Annotated in this window: 14 protein-coding genes and 1 riboswitch; of the genes, 2 read left to right on the top strand and 12 right to left on the bottom strand. The window is 30.8% G+C overall.

Annotated features, from left to right (window positions below):
- Positions 1 to 14 precede the first annotated feature (14 nt).
- The 3 genes from BN3326_RS04425 to BN3326_RS04430 form a co-directional block, all read right to left on the bottom strand.
- Positions 15 to 722 carry a LytR/AlgR family response regulator transcription factor gene (locus tag BN3326_RS04425; protein WP_242875937.1) on the bottom strand — a complete coding sequence of 236 codons (708 nt, stop codon included), beginning with the start codon at positions 720 to 722 and terminating at the stop codon, positions 15 to 17.
- Positions 723 to 926: 204 nt separating this feature from the next.
- A riboswitch (cyclic di-GMP riboswitch) is annotated at positions 927 to 1,018 on the bottom strand.
- A 466-nt stretch (positions 1,019 to 1,484) separates the two neighbouring features.
- On the bottom strand, positions 1,485 to 1,610 hold the full coding sequence (locus BN3326_RS22505) for a hypothetical protein (protein ID WP_255363177.1): 126 nt from the start codon (positions 1,608 to 1,610) through the stop codon (positions 1,485 to 1,487).
- Positions 1,611 to 1,674: 64 nt separating this feature from the next.
- Positions 1,675 to 1,893, bottom strand: coding sequence for a hypothetical protein (locus BN3326_RS04430; RefSeq protein WP_069997888.1), 219 nt, complete (start codon positions 1,891 to 1,893; stop codon positions 1,675 to 1,677).
- Positions 1,894 to 2,841: 948 nt separating this feature from the next.
- On the opposite strand from BN3326_RS04430, the gene BN3326_RS04435 reads away from it, so the two are divergent.
- Positions 2,842 to 3,963 carry a replication-relaxation family protein gene (locus BN3326_RS04435; protein WP_069997889.1) on the top strand — a complete coding sequence of 374 codons (1,122 nt, stop codon included), beginning with the start codon at positions 2,842 to 2,844 and terminating at the stop codon, positions 3,961 to 3,963.
- Positions 3,964 to 4,301: 338 nt separating this feature from the next.
- On the opposite strand, the gene BN3326_RS04440 is transcribed toward BN3326_RS04435, so the two are convergent.
- On the bottom strand, positions 4,302 to 4,541 hold the full coding sequence (locus tag BN3326_RS04440; protein ID WP_069997891.1) for a helix-turn-helix domain-containing protein: 240 nt from the start codon (positions 4,539 to 4,541) through the stop codon (positions 4,302 to 4,304).
- A gap of 128 nt (positions 4,542 to 4,669) precedes the next feature.
- Between BN3326_RS04440 and BN3326_RS04445 the strand changes: the two genes are divergently transcribed.
- Entirely contained in the window at positions 4,670 to 4,963 is a 294-nt protein-coding gene (locus BN3326_RS04445; protein ID WP_069997892.1) for a DUF6809 family protein, read from the top strand.
- A 553-nt stretch (positions 4,964 to 5,516) separates the two neighbouring features.
- Here the strand turns inward: BN3326_RS04445 and BN3326_RS04450 are convergent.
- From BN3326_RS04450 to BN3326_RS04480, 8 genes are all read right to left on the bottom strand, one after another.
- A complete protein-coding gene (locus tag BN3326_RS04450; RefSeq protein WP_069997893.1) occupies positions 5,517 to 5,915 on the bottom strand; it encodes a hypothetical protein in 399 nt (132 codons plus the stop codon).
- 2,712 nt (positions 5,916 to 8,627) lie between these two features.
- A complete protein-coding gene (locus BN3326_RS04455; protein WP_141722844.1) occupies positions 8,628 to 9,116 on the bottom strand; it encodes a hypothetical protein in 489 nt (162 codons plus the stop codon).
- A 209-nt stretch (positions 9,117 to 9,325) separates the two neighbouring features.
- Entirely contained in the window at positions 9,326 to 10,270 is a 945-nt protein-coding gene (locus BN3326_RS04460; protein ID WP_069997895.1) for an ATP-binding protein, read from the bottom strand.
- A gap of 201 nt (positions 10,271 to 10,471) precedes the next feature.
- Entirely contained in the window at positions 10,472 to 11,467 is a 996-nt protein-coding gene (locus BN3326_RS04465) for a DNA/RNA non-specific endonuclease (protein ID WP_242875938.1), read from the bottom strand.
- On the bottom strand, positions 11,464 to 11,889 hold the full coding sequence (locus tag BN3326_RS04470) for a ribonuclease Z (protein WP_242875939.1): 426 nt from the start codon (positions 11,887 to 11,889) through the stop codon (positions 11,464 to 11,466). Before BN3326_RS04470 ends, BN3326_RS04465 begins: the two co-directional genes overlap by 4 nt.
- A gap of 102 nt (positions 11,890 to 11,991) precedes the next feature.
- Entirely contained in the window at positions 11,992 to 12,168 is a 177-nt protein-coding gene (locus BN3326_RS21920) for a hypothetical protein (protein WP_171903765.1), read from the bottom strand.
- 323 nt (positions 12,169 to 12,491) lie between these two features.
- On the bottom strand, positions 12,492 to 14,264 hold the full coding sequence (locus tag BN3326_RS04475) for a DUF4365 domain-containing protein (RefSeq protein WP_069997897.1): 1,773 nt from the start codon (positions 14,262 to 14,264) through the stop codon (positions 12,492 to 12,494).
- A 641-nt stretch (positions 14,265 to 14,905) separates the two neighbouring features.
- On the bottom strand, positions 14,906 to 16,411 hold the full coding sequence (locus tag BN3326_RS04480; protein ID WP_069997898.1) for a hypothetical protein: 1,506 nt from the start codon (positions 16,409 to 16,411) through the stop codon (positions 14,906 to 14,908).
- Positions 16,412 to 16,759 lie beyond the last annotated feature (348 nt).

The raw sequence follows: 16,759 nt of genomic DNA on the forward strand, positions 1-16,759 counted from the left end.
CCTCATCCCCCCTCTTAAATATTATTATTTAAATACTCCACAAGCATATTATGGCGATCACGACTAAGAAAAGCTGTATCTTCACCATTTTTAAATTTTATCTGATAATAATTGGTGCAAGTAATTATTCGTTCAATTTCTCTAGTATTAATAATATATGATTTATGGGAGCGAAAAAACGTTGCTCCTAAGCGTTGTTCTAACTCCTGCAATGTTTTCCGCGTTTTAAATTTTCCATTGACACAGCAAACAAAAGTATGACGTCCTGCTTTCTCAATGTATAAAATCTCACTAGGTTTCACAAAAACTTGCTCATTGCCAAAGTTTAGAGAAATTATAGATGCCTCAGAATTCAAATAGTTCTTCTTGGACATTTTTAGCATTTGGCAAATATAACGAAAAGTTGATTTTACCCGTTCCTCATCAATGGGTTTTAAAATATAATCAAAAGCGTAAAGTTTAAAAGCATCAAGAGAGTATTCTTGATGTGCGGTGATAAATACTATAGCCAAATCCGGCTTTATTTCTCTCAATTTATCAGCTAACTCAATCCCTGTCATATCAGGTAACCCGATATCCAAGAAAGCCAGATCAGGATTTTGGTCTTTAACAAGTCCTATTGCATCATTAGCATTTTCTGCTATTCCTACAACCAGAGCACCCTCAAGTTCACTAAGAATTGAACGAATTAATAACAATATTCCACGTTCATCATCTGCCATTATAATCTTAACTGGTAACAAATCTATCTCTTCCTTTCATAAACTCCAAACAAAGACTTACCATATATTTCTTAAAGACATTGTCGTTCTAAAGATTGTGAATCATAATACTGCTATGATAAGGTAATATACCACCTATATAGGCAATAAAAGTCCATTATAATTCTATTATAAATAGAACTAGTGGGCCTAAAGTTAACCTAATTCGGCAACCTGGCTATCATAACGATATTAGTACTCACTTTAGACCCGTGGCTTTGCATCCCTATCTTTCAACAAGTTTGCCCTGTTAATTTATTTAGTTGTAACATATTAACTATTTTACCACATTGCCACAAAAAAGATTGCAGAATCTTGTCACATACATATTTTTTTATCTTTCTTAATAATACTCTTGCTTATTTTATTAATATAATACTTAATAGCTGCAATGGATAAGCTAAATATAATAAAAAACTCTAAAATCTTATCATAGATCTTAGAGTTTTATGTTTATAATCCGTTATTTTTCAGAGCAGAAATCCGTTAAGTAGTTTTACAATTACGGTCTTCTTACAATAAATAATTAATTTCACTCCTGTTCTAAAAAACTAATTTTCTTCAAAGCTATCTACCTTATGAGTTTCTGCTAAAATACTAATGCGGTTTTTTAGCCTATAGATCTTTGCGCAAAATGAACTAACCTAGAAAAGAAGCAAAAAACAAAAGATGGGGCTGTCGCTGATGCGACAGCCCCATCTTTTATTTAAATACTATTATTTCCTATTTTAGTGCAAACCCCAGTACGAGTCCACCAATGGTGGAAAAAACCATTAGGGCTCTATCAATAATTACTAATTGTCTCATTTGCATGGAAAATTCTTTCTTTTCTTTAGTATGTACTTTCATTTTATTCATCTCCTTTTTTTATATTAGAATTTTTAAGTAGTTTTAGTTTGTACGCTTATTTTATTTAATTATCTTTTGTCCTGTTATCAAGGAAATTTCTAACAGCAGGTATGTGTTCTTGTAGATTTCTAACACCATTTTCCGCTATTTCTTTTTCTATTAAATATAAAACGGTGTCTGTAAAGTTGGTTTGCTTATTTGCAAATTCTATAACTAATGGATGCACCCCTTTCTTTAATCTTACTGAGAATTGCATTTTATCTTTTCCACTTTCATTATTCATGTATAACTCTCCTAGATGCTGTTATTTTCAATTCATTTCAAGAGCTTAAAAGGTTCTAGCGGATTATATTTTTATCGCTGATCACATACTGTATTGCTGTTAATTACATTGTAATACAAAACAATACATGAGTCAAGAATTTTGTATTACGATGTAGTATTTTATTATACACTCCATTCAATAACTACTTAGAGGCTACTCAGCAAGTAGCTAATATTATATGTTTGCCGATTTTTCCTACTTTTCTATCATCAATACCATTTTTAGTATTTCAAATAAAAGATCTCTAAGCTTATGGCTCAAGGCTATTGCTATAAAAATCGCCCTAATTTAACACTTAGATATATTTTTAAGCTAGAAAGAAGTAAGCCCTGATCCATACCTTCTTTTTCCTTCGCCAAATTTACCTTCTACTGCATTTTTATCTACCAAATCTTTTAATTCTATTTTTTATCATAACTGTTCCATCACTTATGTAAAAACAGCTATATGAAGTGTGAAGTGTTTTAGTGAGTAATATCTGAAGATTAGTAAAATTTTAATGGGTGATTGACAGCTACTTTTTCTTTAACATATCAGTTTTTAACTTTAGATAAATATTTGAATAATAGATTATAAATTACCTTAATTGGATTACTATCATGAGATAATCAGAAATTACGGATAAATACAGTGTTAATATATTTGTTTGTTGCGCAAACTCCTTAGGCACTGCCGTATCCTTTATAATCATATCTTAATATTCGAGCCTTCAATAATATCGAATATTAACTCATAAAAGAATTCATTATATACCATATTGAGTGCTGAGTTGAACATCTATGCTATTAATAAATAATTGATCAAGTTGTTTAATATTCATAACTGTGTCTCATTAAACTGAGTGGAAAGGATATAAATAAACACTTATAATATTATTAAGATGCTGATTATAGGGGGAAGAAAATAATGTCTAAGATTAAGCTAATGCCTCGGGATTTTCTTGTATTAGAAGGTATTTATAAGTATGAATGCTTATCGTGGGATCAGGTTTACGATTTATTTTTCAAACATGGTGAAAATGGAAAAATTAATAGTTCTGAATATATGAGAAAACGTTTATCATATTTATGTAATAAGGATTATTTGGAAGCGGTGGTCATTAAGGATGGGCGCAAAGTATATTTTCTCAAACAATTGGGTATTAAAGAGTATAGATCTCATTTCAAGATAGTGCCTGATATTACAGATGCAAAAACTGGTAAATTAAAAAGAAATTATTATAGAGCCTGTGAATTGAAAAAACATCCTGTACTTCTACCTCATCAGCTTAAGCTGATCGATTTTATTATAAAAGCTAAAGCTATTAATTCTAATTACAGCCATATAATGAATAAAGGATTTGAAACAAAATACAGACTGATGCCTGATGCCTGTTTAATAACTAATTCCTTTGAACTTTTCTTAGAACAAGATATGGATACAGAACGCAAGAAAAAACTTGAAAACAAAATAGCGCAATATCGTCACTTTTTTTCAAACCACTTCTCAGAAAATATGGCTCTATTTTTTATAATTAACTCAAAATATCCAGAGAAAAGAGCAAAACTTTTTGGCGAAATTCTTACTATATATATGCTTGATATGTTCAAGGACAATTTTGATGCTTATATTGGTACTGAAGATACACTTATTGAAGTATTAAAATATTTTAATAATAAGATAAGTATTATCTATATGCAACTAAAATCTATTGAAAAAATAAGCGTTAGTAAGTTCGGTAAAATTGAAGATATATATATTTCCCAAAAATTTGATTTTATAATAGTCAAGGAAGAAACCGTATTTTGTATTCATTATTTTATAGCTAATAGAATGTCTTGCTTTTATAATGCATTTTTATTCGATAATTTTAAAGTGGCATTTAATCAGGTATATCCTCAGTATAATATTGTATATTTAATGCTCTATGATAGTTCTTTAGAAGCTTTTCAGTTAATGTTCACTTCCATTAAAACATCTTTTAAATACAGTAAATCTAATATTCATGCAATGTCAATTGATAATCTAATAGAGTATTTTAGTACATAACACTTAAAACTATTGGTAAAACTCCGTGTCCGCATCAAACATTTTAAAGCCTCGAAAACAATGAGTTTCTCCATATACTATCTATACTTTTATCTGATAAAACGTATTTTTATTATAGCAACTGTATTTCCCCATTGTCCCAGCCTACTTAATATATATGAATTACTCTATACATATGCACTGACAGAGATAGCCGAAGATGAATATAAATTGAGCTACACTAAGATGTTTTACACTGTAAGTATTTTTTGTACTGTAAGGCTTTAATTCTCTTTAGCAGAACTGGTATTTTTTAGCTAATACTGTAATAAAAGACTAAATATTAGCGTCACTAATATTTAGTCTTTTATTTTTAGCTTATAACCTTGAGGATAGGGTTCTTTTTTATTCGTCCTATTTAAAATATAATCAGTACTTGTATTGTGTAAATCTGCTATTTTGATTAATATGCCAGTAGGGATATCTACCTCTCCACGTTCATAATTACTGTAAATCCTTTGGCTGCAGTTAAGGTATTTTGCGACTTGAGTTTGAGTTAGATCTTTGTCTTCTCTCAAATTTCTTATTCTTTCATACATAAATGTCACCTCAAAACAATTATAGTTTAGCGAATAATTCGCTAAACTATTTCTGATGTCAAATAAAAGAATTGAATTATTTACATTAAACAGTAAACATATTCCAAGAATTGAAAGGAGACAAAAATATGAAAACCCTTTTAGAAGAACTGTATAATGGCAACATATTTCCGGATGGGTTAATTATTTCAAACGATTCCGCGTTTCGTCCATTAAATAAACAAATCTCAGAAGCTATGGAAAAGTTGAAAAATAAACTTTCTGAAAATGATTTCAGAGATTTGGAGGCACTACTGAATTTACGTAGTGAATCTAGTTCTATGGAAGCTACAGCCTCATTTGTATATGGCTTTAAGCTTGGAGCTACTCTCTTAATTGAAGTATTGACGGGTAAAGAAAATCTTATTCGTGGTGAAGATTAAGCACTATACTTGCGGCTATATCAGCCGCTATATCAATGTCAGTACATAAATGCTATAAGTATCTAACGGATAATTACAAAAATACTGGTATATAAGTACACTTATACACCAGTATTTGCTTATCATAAAACGAGCCTGTGAAACAAGGTCTGCAAAATACAGCCTTCTATGATAAAATTTAAATGTCATAGTATCTTTTTATTATGGCAAAAAAAAAGAGAGAAATGAGTGACCAAAAGAAATTTATCATTGCATGCCTTATAGAGATGTGTGATATTCAATAAGCTGAAAACATTCTAGATGCTCTTAAAGATCTATTAGTGTAAACTACCGAAATCGACACCCTAAAAAAGTTGTTTAGTTTACTTTTGATGATCCAAGCGTTTTAATTTTGAGCTGTAAGATTTGTATCCTGATTTAAAATGACGCGTCCATATAACCTTTCCTACTGACATCCTCATATATTGCATCAAAAAGCCTTTTTCTGCTAACTAACACCATCCTCAAGCTGCTCGGGCCTACACCTACCTTTGTCAATGCCTTTTCACAATACTTATAGTATTCCCTTAGGCTGTAAAATATCTATTTCTAATAATCCGTAGGTAGAAAGTATATTTGCCATAGCACTCTCACTAAATACTGATTCATATAAGATATCAGTTCCATTACACAGAGGGAGATTCACAGATAATCCTGTTCTTTTATGTTCTTTATTAAACTCCGTGTCTGGAATATTAAAATATAAGTAAGCTTCCGTCTTATACTTTTCTCCAACAGAATCATTCCAAAGCAAATTCACATTATAAAAATCATTTTTTAATTTTATGATATTCCATGCACAGGATCCTCCATTTGCTATACCCATACAATAATAGACTGGAATCCTCATCTGCATCATAATATGCTGAAGTGCTCTTGGATAATCTGCACAAACACTGCTTCTATTAACCAAAGCACTGTATGCACAGGTACACTTTCATTATATATAACAGTATCTATTAAAAAGTCGTGAACAAACCTTTGTTTTTCAAGGTCACTTTCATATTCATTTGCTAAAGCAATGATTGTATTGACTCATTCATCAAATCTAGCCTTATTATTGACAATGTCTCCCATTGTTTCGTTAAATGTAAGTGTGATACTGTAGACTTTTTGGTTCCTTACATATTGGTAACTATACTGTATTTCTATCCAGAATAATTCAGGATGATCATTATATACAGCTGTATAATATCATCCATTTGTGATAAATTTATAGAAGCCTGAACCGCAAAAGGACTACTGTTATAATTAACCGCATTGGCATAAATTTGATTATAAGCTTTCTTAACTTCACTATCTAACATAGCCCTACATATAGGGACACATAAGTTCTAAAAAGAGATAGTCTTCACCCAAGTCACCTATATCTAAAAAGCTGCTTGACTCGTCAGCTTCTTTTCCTCCCCTTATATAGGGATCATATCTATTTAGTGAACTAGCCGTAATCCCTGCTGAGAAATAATATTGCTTATATTCTCTATTACTGGTGTAGTTATAGGTTTCTTTTTTAAAAATTCATCCAACTGATCTAAAGCTTTAATATCTGACGCATTATTATCTTGAATAATCAAAGAGGAATTTGATCTTATTGATAAATTTTAATTGTTCCTCTTTAAATAATCTTCTCCTTCTTGTATTATTAGAAAAATCTTTGAATACTAGATTATGAACTACCCTATATATATCATGAGATAATGATATATATAGGGTAAATAGCGTATAAATACGGGATGAGTATCGGGCAGATACAGGGCAAGTGACGGGCAGATACAGGACAAATGACGGGCAGATATAGGGCGAATGACGGGCAGATACAGGGCGAATGACGGGCAGATACAGGACAAATAACGGGCAGATACAGGATAAATGATAGGCAGATATGGGGCCAATGATATATAATATGCGAATATTTAGTGCATATTTAAAGTCAAGTGATGCATAATCTAACTATAATTAACGCATGAATATCGCCCGAATTAGATATATGATCTAATATATGCTTTTATTTTATATCCTTAGACTCAGTCAATGTAATAAAGTTTTTTAAAGTGGATTTATATAACTAAAGAAGTTAATGCATTTGTTGAGCAACCTCTTTAAACACTGTCGTATTCATTATTTATTCATATGTTATATTCGAGTCTTCAATAAAATCTAATATTAACTCATAAATGAATTCATTAGATACCTTATTGATAGGATATCTTTTAAATGGAACAAATCTAATATCAATGCGATCTCAGTTGATAATCTGATAAGGTATTTTAGTATATAACACTTAAAACTATTGGTAATAATCTGTGTCCACCTCAAATGATATGAAAGCCTTGAGACACAATGAGTTTACCGACGTACTATCTATACTTTTTGTGATAAAATGTATTTGTTCATTCATAAATATGTGTGAATATTAGCCATATGTTTATGGCTAATAAAATTTGTAGAAAACAAAAAACTGTTGTATTTCTAGGTGCTCCCATCGTGAGGAAAACTCAATTAGCAGTTCCTTACTATATGATTGTTGCACAAAAAGGATATTTTACTTATCATATTAATTGCCATTAACTTATCACGCAACTTAATAAAGCCCATTTTGAAAATAGGCTCAAAAAAGACTTAAAACCTTTACATTTATAAGGTTTTAAGTCTCGCTAAAATAGGATATTTGCCTTGTCTATGGATATACAAGGCAAATATCCTATTTTAGCTTATAGAAAAAGTATAAAAAATACCACCATTTTAACTTCTAATAAGGCCTTCTTAGCTTGAAATGAAGTATTTTAGGAACATCTATATCATAAGCAATTCTTGATCACATTTACATCCTGTCAAGTAGTGAGTATCTAAGGAGAAAGTTATCGTCTAAAAGAAAGAAAAGAGGGAATGAAAAAAATGCAAGTCGCTAATAATTCATTTGATAAACAGCCTTAATTTTTTATGGGATTTAATGGTATAATTTAAACGCTATTTGCATACAAAATCATAATGCGATTGATGCACAACATACTTCACTTGCTTTCTAGATCAATATTAGTCTTTATCCCAATGGCTGAGATTCCTATCAACAACCTGTATTACTTCTTCATTATCACTTTTAGAAATAAAATTACTATCTTCTGCTAAGTCGAAAGTTATTAACTTCACAAGATATGTATTTTTTAACTTTATAATCAGGATCTATCTCATGAACGCCTAATATAATTGCTTATAACTCGCGGTTCAGCCTATTTCTTAGTTGATTCAAAGTATTTTCACTTTTACTGCTTATTACTACATCTTCTTTATAGGCAAAAACAACTGCGAACGTGTCTTGTTGCATCCCTAGATTATCGTGTTGCTCAGCAATCCATTTTGCTGTTCTTTCATTAGCAGTTTTATAGATTGATTAATATGTATTGCTATTTTCATCAGAGGTTACTTCTTCAAACATAGGTATATCTCCCTTTACTGCTTCCGGTTATAAGCTTTTATAAGGGCAGCAACTTTTCTTTTGTATTGATTTTGGTATTAAGAAAGCATGAATATAGGTATTTTCTTTGCGAGGCTACATTCTTAGGATGTATTATTTTAGGAATACATTGATTTAAGCAATATACGTACTGGGAATGAGCAACCTATATTTTTAGATATTTTTAACTCTATTTTTTATTGCCAGAGCATCTCTAACTAATTTTCGGTGCTCCTGATCTATGCAGCTACACTTTTTTATATGCTTTTCAATCATTAAAGGTAAAGACTTCATAAGCACAGGATATTTTTCTTTAATATATTGGTATAGAGCTTGCTTTTCTATATCTTTTGGAGTAATAAGTGCTTTTGGCAAGGGTATAATTTCTTTTTCGGCAAGTCTTTTTGCATCCATATAAGCATAATTATTGAAATTATATAAATGCATATCCATCTCATTATTAGTATATTCATACTGCCCTTCTAGGGCTAACTGAATTCTATCAAAACTCACCTCTAGTACTTCGGAAGGTTTTCTATTAATAGTGCTATAATATATTAAAACGTATAATATTTCTTGATTGGAAAGTTCAGCAATTGCTTTATATCTATAGTTTTTAGGTGAAGGGATCTTATATATATGATTATTTTTAGTTAAAAACAAATGTATAACTCCTGGCATTTTAAACACCTCTTTCGTAATTAATTACAAACATATTTACTATACTTTCTATGTAACACTATATCTTTACATTCATTTAGATTAGGTTAGGATTTATTATTTATATATCATTATGCCGCTTGTCATTCCAAGACATAAGGTTTAGTTCTTTTTATCATCCTTTTGAGCCTTCTACTAAGACTACTATACGTTTAATATTTAATTCTAACCTTATGTAAGACCTCTCCCCAAGCTCTAAATGTACACAATTCCTCCCTTGTTGTATATAATTTATCATCTATAGTCCAAAGGTCTACTCTTGCAGTAATGAGCAGATTAGAAAAACCATCTTTATTTACTTCGAGCCTTATGCAGTCATCAGATGTAAATTCAAAGTATACAGGCATAGTTTCTTCATCATTTGCTATAAGCTTATACGGATAGTCTACTATATTCAAAGTATGACCAATTCCACATATACCGCCCCTAGTTCTAAGTTGTCCACCTTGGTCGTATATTTCTACGACCCCGCCTGCTATGGAAATCGGTAAATTAGTGTGGTTTCTTAATGTAACATCTACGATTCCATATGTATAATTAGGTTCTTTCTTTGACTTTTTCATATTGCTTACAGGTTTTACTGAAATGCATTTATTATAAATCATAACCTCTATTTTCCCATACTTATAAATATCATCTAAATCATTTCGACTCATATGATAGTTTTTACTCGCCTTTCTAATAAATGACTGCCCTGCTTGAATATTTTTACTCCCTTTTTTATAATTTTCTTTGATTACATAAGGTCTATCCGTATTTTTACCACTAATGTAAATATATCCAAATTGCATTTCTTGATATTGAATTGTCCCACTTGAAATCTTAGGTCTTGGCTCAACTTTGTCCATCGATTCCTGTAAAATAGCATCGTCCATCATCTCAAATACTAATCCAATTTGTCTTAATGTTTGATCCTCGATGCCAAATATAATATATTTATCTTGTTCAATAACTTCACTAGAGTTCAACATGGCCACAATGTCTTTGAGGGCATCTACTTGTTTTTCTGCTTTATAGGGTATTTGTTTATAATCCAAATAACTGTTTTCGCTTGGCGTAGTTTTCAGTATTTCAATTAGTTTTTTCTGTAGCTCCATAAATTATTTTTCATCCTCTTCTAAATAAACTGTATGTATTTATAAAAAAAGCCCCAACGCAACCACACCTTCTAACTTAATTACAAGTTAACTTCAAAAGTGGTCATGTTAGGGATCTTTTTATTTGTATTTATTGTACTACTTTTCTGAATATATTTCTACAAAAAAGTACTGGACAGATTATCAATTTTAGTATTTTTTTTAGGGATTACAAATTTTACACGGTGAATAATCTTCTGCAATAAGATCATCTCTGCTTCCCGTAAATGTTTTCTTATTAGCATCACTCATTTTTGTTACACTAGAACATGAAGGCTTATGAAATTTAAGAGTATTAGAATTTAGAATATAAGTTGATTCTTCTGCGTGTTTTTGGTTATTATCAACTACAGCTTCGGTAGTGCCTTGATCTAAAAGCCTGCTTTCTCCAGTGGCATAATCTATCATAACTCCCGGCTGATTATTATACACAAATACATTAAAGCAAATACCTTCTCCCTTATCTTCAACAGACATAGCTTCCATTTGGACACCTTTTGCTACAAGATTATTGCCTTCATATATAGGAGTAACCCTGTACAACACAAGATTTTCAGTTTCTTTTATGTAATCAGCTACCATATTTTCAAATGGGAGCATCCCATCTACGTTTAAATAACGTGTGCCAGTAATCAAATTCTTTTCGTTTGCATTTTCTGCAGTAAGCTGAAAACCAATTAAGTGGCAACGATTATATAGATATTTTCCATCTATATTATCATACTTTATTGTATGCCATCCAGAAGGTTTTACCTGTCCAATACTTCCTCGTTTCTCAGTAGGCATCAGGTCTATACATATGTTTGCAAATGCAACGCCGCATCTTCCAAGACTATCAAGATTACTATATTGTTCAAAAGAGGTTGTAGTAAAATCTGATTCGCTAAATTCTGGTTCATTATTATTGATAATAACGTAGGGGTTATTGCTGAAATTAGGTATATCATTTAATGATAAATCTGAACTTGATGCTTCCTGGCTCTGCTGCTCAATAGGTTGATCTTTGTTAGTTTCAATTTCTGGGGCAGATGTTTCTTTAGATTGTGACTGCTCTGTGACCTCTGAAGGCATAACTTCAGAGCTTATTTGGCTACAGCCTGTAAATAATAAGCAGAAAACCAACATAAGCTGCAGTAATATGTATTTTATTTTCTTCACTTAGTATAAACCTCCTTTGTGATTTTCTCATGTGAGTAGCCTTTGAAGTTTTCTGTGTAAACCAGTTTCCATTTCTCTTGCAATGAAATATCAAACCAAAAATCTGCTGGATATTTTCTATTCCATTTATATAAGATTATCTTATCAATTTTATCTTCATACTGATATACACTCATATTCTCAACATAACAGTAATCGATATCTGCTGCTTTATCTAGAAAATCATCATCTACAATAATATGATTTGCATCAGTGTCTTTAAACTGTGAATATGAGTACTGATTCATCCATAATCGAGCTTTTTGAGTTTCATTTACAATCTGTGCTCTAAATATGCGATCTTGGCTCTGTCGCCGTTTATTAAACATCATGCCATTGTTCGCATCAACACAAACAATTAATATCAATTCTATTCCTCCCATTCACTTCTAATTATAGATTGTTATGAACGTACGTTCTATTATATAACTAAATGGATATCTTTACAAATACAAATAAGCAGCTGACCATAATGGCTTGGCTGCTTACTCTGTTTTGGAGCATATAGTTGATGGGCTTCCTACATTATAAATGCATTGGAAACACATAGAGCTGCCCCTATAATTACATTCAATTGGATTCTTTAACTGGTAGTCTATTTCTGTCAGCAGCTTATTTAGATGCTGCTCTAATCGGATTTCTTGTATTAATCTACTTTCCATGCCAATCCCTTCTTTCTTAGTAGGAGTTTAGCTTAGAAAGGGGAGGTGTTAAACAAATCAGAGAATATTCACCTCTGCTGTCATTCTTTATGACCAAGAAAAGATTATAAAAGAACAGATTAAATGAAGCAAGAAAAAGTACGTATTTACGTCCTATATAAAAAGAGGTTCTAGGCATTGAAATTTATAATAAAACTTCAATTTAACCCAAAATATCTTCCAAAGTATTACAGTTTATTTGTCGGCTTACATAACTGCAGACTAGGATTCCCTTTCTTATTTTTTGTACTACTTGGCATGGAATGTACGACTTTCAATTTCTATTAAAACTGTATAAATTTACTTATTGGAAATTTACGAAATTCTTTTTGCTCTTCATTGGATAAGTTATTAAAATATCGCTTAGCTATTAACTGGTTGTCCATTAAAAGATGTGCTCCGATAAGAATTTCTGTATTCTGATTAGGTGTTTGTATCATTTTACATAGCTCATCTACTTGGTTGTCACTCAATTCTCCTTTTCTTTTGAGTAATTGGAGATAATTTAACTTAGCAATATTCTCTGAAAATCTTTCCTCATCTTTTAAAAAATGCGCAATTTTCAATGCCACTTCAAATAATTTATCTTGCTGTATTGCACCTTCATCATATGCTAATATCATTTGTAACAATAACATGTTTACATATTCCAAATATACTTCACTTTGTTCAATTGATATAATAGATTTCCACATATCTTCATAATCAATATTACAAATTTCACGGAAATCATTTTTCTTTAATATCATATATATTGAACTGGGAAATTTATTTCCATTTACATCTTCTGCCTCACATCTCCATTTGTTTTCATCGGATAAGTTTTTAATGATATAGCTATTATCTTCTATTTTTTCATACATCAGTACAAGAGTCAGATTGCTAAAATTTAATCTTGCCATTACTGGAATACTATTATTTGTGTCAAATTTTACGGGCTCTTTGTACTTTATTGCTGCAACTAGTACCTGAATAAGTTTCTCATCCCTTGATGATAAATTTGAGCAATCTAAATCCACGGCAACCTTTAATTCATCTAATACCATTCTAACCTCTTGCATGTAATGTAAATTATCTTCTAACTCATCTATACCAAATGCAGCAATTTCATCTTTGGTTATAGCCAATGGAATATCCGTACCTTCTATGGTTATCTTCTGTTTTTTAAGCAGTGCTATGATAAATTCCACATCACAAATTCTCTCATTTAATGTCCCATTCAACTTATAATCTAATTTGACCTCACCATTCTTGTAAACCCCTAGTCTAATACTCTTACCAAACTGCAATTCATCCCTATCTATCCTATGTAGAACTTCATAGGCTGTATAAAATTCATGACCTTCAATCTCCACACTTTTTTTAATAGTTGTTTTAGCTACATCTATTTTCTCTAAGTACTGTACAGGAATTTTAATATTAAGTCCTTTAGGTTTTGCATAGAGATAAACTTGATGTGTAAATAAGTATTCAAATGGCCTATCAGGATTATAACCCAATCCTGTGTATGAAAAAGAAAGTTCATCTATTTCTTTAATTGTGGAGAAATCTTTCAAAGAAAGCACATTAGGCTCTACCTTTCCCTTCTGATGTTTACTATCTGCTACAAAGTCTAAAAATATATTACACTTTTCATTATTAGTTATAGGAAAGGGCTTCAATTTAACTGATATAGTCTTTTGTTCCTCTTTTTCATATAATAAACAATTTATATAAAATGGTAGTAGTGCAGCATAGTATATCTGTTCTTCATTTTTTTCATTCATATAAACTACAAAAAACACTGTTCCGCCATCATTTAAATAATTCTTTAAATCAATTACTTCTATCGGGTAAGTAATCTCCTTATTCACTGTACTCCCACTTACTCTCTTCCCTTTAACTTGAACTGGTACTCTTCCTTTTAAATTTTCTTTTTTCTTATTTCTATTATTATAAACGTAAATTGCCCCATCCCAACATGGTTCCTTATCGCCATCATTGATAAAAGAGGATAAAATATCTGTTCTTGATATACTTTGTACTACTGTAGTAGTTGCAATTTTTTCAATTTCCATACTAATCCCCCACTCTTTATATAAATTAAAATATTGTTTAACATCTTCATATACTCCTTCAACATAGTTCTAGCACTTCCTTCATCTACTATTCAACCTCCATAAAACCCCCAACACAACCACACCTTCTAACTTCATTGCTAGTTAATTTCAAAAGGGGTCATGTTAGGGGTTTTATGCTTTTATTTATTGTATCGTTTTTCAGAATAAACTTCTATGAGAAAACAGCACAGAGAGGATAGTTGTTCTCTGCAGTAATATATAATTTTTTTTGATACAAAGTAATATTTAGAGGGGAAAATAGGGGATTTACATCATATGTAAAAGGGGTCTGAAACCTTTGATTTTATTAAAAGAAGTTATAAGTCACCCAAAAGTCTTCATTTATCTCTATAATTTATTTTACTTCAATAGTTGGCGCTGTTTTTAAAATCATTTTGCTTTCGCCTTATCACTCACTTCAAACTTTTTACTGTTCATAAAACCAGCATAATAATATCGGAAGATAAAGCACATGCTATGGTTATTTTTATTGATATATTCTTAATCTCATCTTTACTTTTCTTATATTTAATAAATAACATATTTAGACTAAGGTCATTTAATAACTTGACTTTTCAGTCTGCTTATAGTTCAATCCTTTAACTCAAATCTAAAACTTTCCCTTGCATACTAACTTTATACCCAAACTGATTAGCAAATTCCCTTATTACTAAATATGATTTTCCATCTATCTTTAATATCTGTGGCTGATTGAAAATATATTTCTTATTTTTCTTTAAATCGGTAATTTCATAGTCTCCAGTCTTTGCAATCTTAATACTAATCACTTTACTGTCAATTAATGCTCTAATTGGGACATAGGTTTTATTATTATGTGAAAACAATTTTACACTTTCTACCTTATTTCTTTCTATAGATAAATCAACATTACTATTGTTACTTATGTAACTTTGAGTAGGATAACTTCTTGTTTTAAATCCTAGTACAGTAGAATATTTATCCCACACACCAGCCGAAACTACACCTATACCTAATTCACCATAATTATTGGTACCTTTAGATAAGACTTTTCCATTTTCAAGTAAGAATCTTTCACCATCAATTCCTGCATGTACTACTTGCTTAACCCCTGAGTAAACATTTTTCACCTTAGATAAAATCGGTTTCTCATTTTTCCATCTTAAAAGCTCAGTTGTCCATAAATATGAATTATTGTCTATATAATAAAAACGTGCCCGATTTCTTCCAGCCCAAATGGATTTAACATTAGAAATATACTTTTCAGGAGTTGAAGTTATATTCTTTTTACCAAGTAGTCCTGCACAATCCCCCCAGACATAAATATCTGCGTCATAGGTCAATGCCATAAACCCACTAACTGAACTTGAAACTTCTTTTACATTATCTAATAATTTAATTGGTCCTACCTTTGAATCGCATAAACCATTTGCAACGAAATCTTCTTGTCCTGAAAGTACATTTAACGCTGATTTATCATAGAGTGTGGAGTCTATTGATTTTAAGTATACTAAAGGACTCCATATATACAATTCATGATCTGTAGTGATAGCTATAGTTCTGGCATATCCTCCATAGTATACTTTCTCCACATTATCCATAACTTTTATATCTTTCCAGCCTGCTTCTGCAGTATACTTTTGAACGAATAACTCATTATTGAGATTAACAGTATAAAGATTGGAATCTGAAGACATACTATGTCCGTTATTCACTAGAAAACCTCCCCAAAATGCGTTTTTCACACCCTTTCTCACTTTTGTGGGGATAGTAACATTGTTAGATGGAACTATATTATTATAATTAAGTCCCCACAGATATAGCTCATTATTATGTGTTATAGCACCATATCCTGCCCCTGCAGAATCGAGTATCTCTCTCGCATTTTTTAAAATAAGTCTTGGTGTGCTAATATTTTCACCTCCTACATGTCCCCATTCATATAAGTTATAAGAGTCAGATAATCCTAAGTTATACTCTCCATCACACCAAATTGTTGCGATACTCTCATTTGTTCTTGTGCTTAAAGTTCCCCATCCCTCTGGCTTTACATCTTGCCCAGCATAACATAAAATATTTAAACTTAAAACAAGAAAAAATATCATTACTTTTATTAACTGTTTCAATGATTTCTCCTCCTACAGAATCGTGTTTATATTATTATTAATATTTTTGCAACTTCTCAGTCTCTACCGTTCAAAAATAAAGTTCCTTCTTAAAGACGTTTTTTTGAGAACTAGTATAAGACTAATGGTATGTTTTTTAGCTGTATCTAAGGATGACATAAGCCTGAACAGATACATATTTTTTATGAGCCCCCAACTCAACCATACGTTCTAACTTCATTGCAAGTTAACTTCAAAAGGGGTCATATTAAGGTATTTTCATTTTAATTTATTGTATCACTTTTCAGAATATATTTCTACAAATAAGTAGGTCAATAACGTCTTTAGTAATGCATTTTGAACTTATTC

Origin of the sequence: Cellulosilyticum sp. I15G10I2, from assembly GCF_900095725.1 — a bacterium.
Taxonomy (GTDB): Bacteria; Bacillota; Clostridia; order Lachnospirales; family Cellulosilyticaceae; genus FMMP01.

Coding starts and splice junctions, on each gene's coding strand:
- BN3326_RS04425 (WP_242875937.1), bottom strand. CDS start 722: ATGGCAGATGATGAACGTGGAATATTGTTATTAATTCGTTCAATTCTT.
- BN3326_RS22505 (WP_255363177.1), bottom strand. CDS start 1,610: ATGAAAGTACATACTAAAGAAAAGAAAGAATTTTCCATGCAAATGAGA.
- BN3326_RS04430 (WP_069997888.1), bottom strand. CDS start 1,893: ATGAATAATGAAAGTGGAAAAGATAAAATGCAATTCTCAGTAAGATTA.
- BN3326_RS04435 (WP_069997889.1), top strand. CDS start 2,842: ATGTCTAAGATTAAGCTAATGCCTCGGGATTTTCTTGTATTAGAAGGT.
- BN3326_RS04440 (WP_069997891.1), bottom strand. CDS start 4,541: ATGTATGAAAGAATAAGAAATTTGAGAGAAGACAAAGATCTAACTCAA.
- BN3326_RS04445 (WP_069997892.1), top strand. CDS start 4,670: ATGAAAACCCTTTTAGAAGAACTGTATAATGGCAACATATTTCCGGAT.
- BN3326_RS04460 (WP_069997895.1), bottom strand. CDS start 10,270: ATGGAGCTACAGAAAAAACTAATTGAAATACTGAAAACTACGCCAAGC.
- BN3326_RS04470 (WP_242875939.1), bottom strand. CDS start 11,889: ATGGGAGGAATAGAATTGATATTAATTGTTTGTGTTGATGCGAACAAT.
- BN3326_RS21920 (WP_171903765.1), bottom strand. CDS start 12,168: ATGGAAAGTAGATTAATACAAGAAATCCGATTAGAGCAGCATCTAAAT.
- BN3326_RS04475 (WP_069997897.1), bottom strand. CDS start 14,264: ATGGAAATTGAAAAAATTGCAACTACTACAGTAGTACAAAGTATATCA.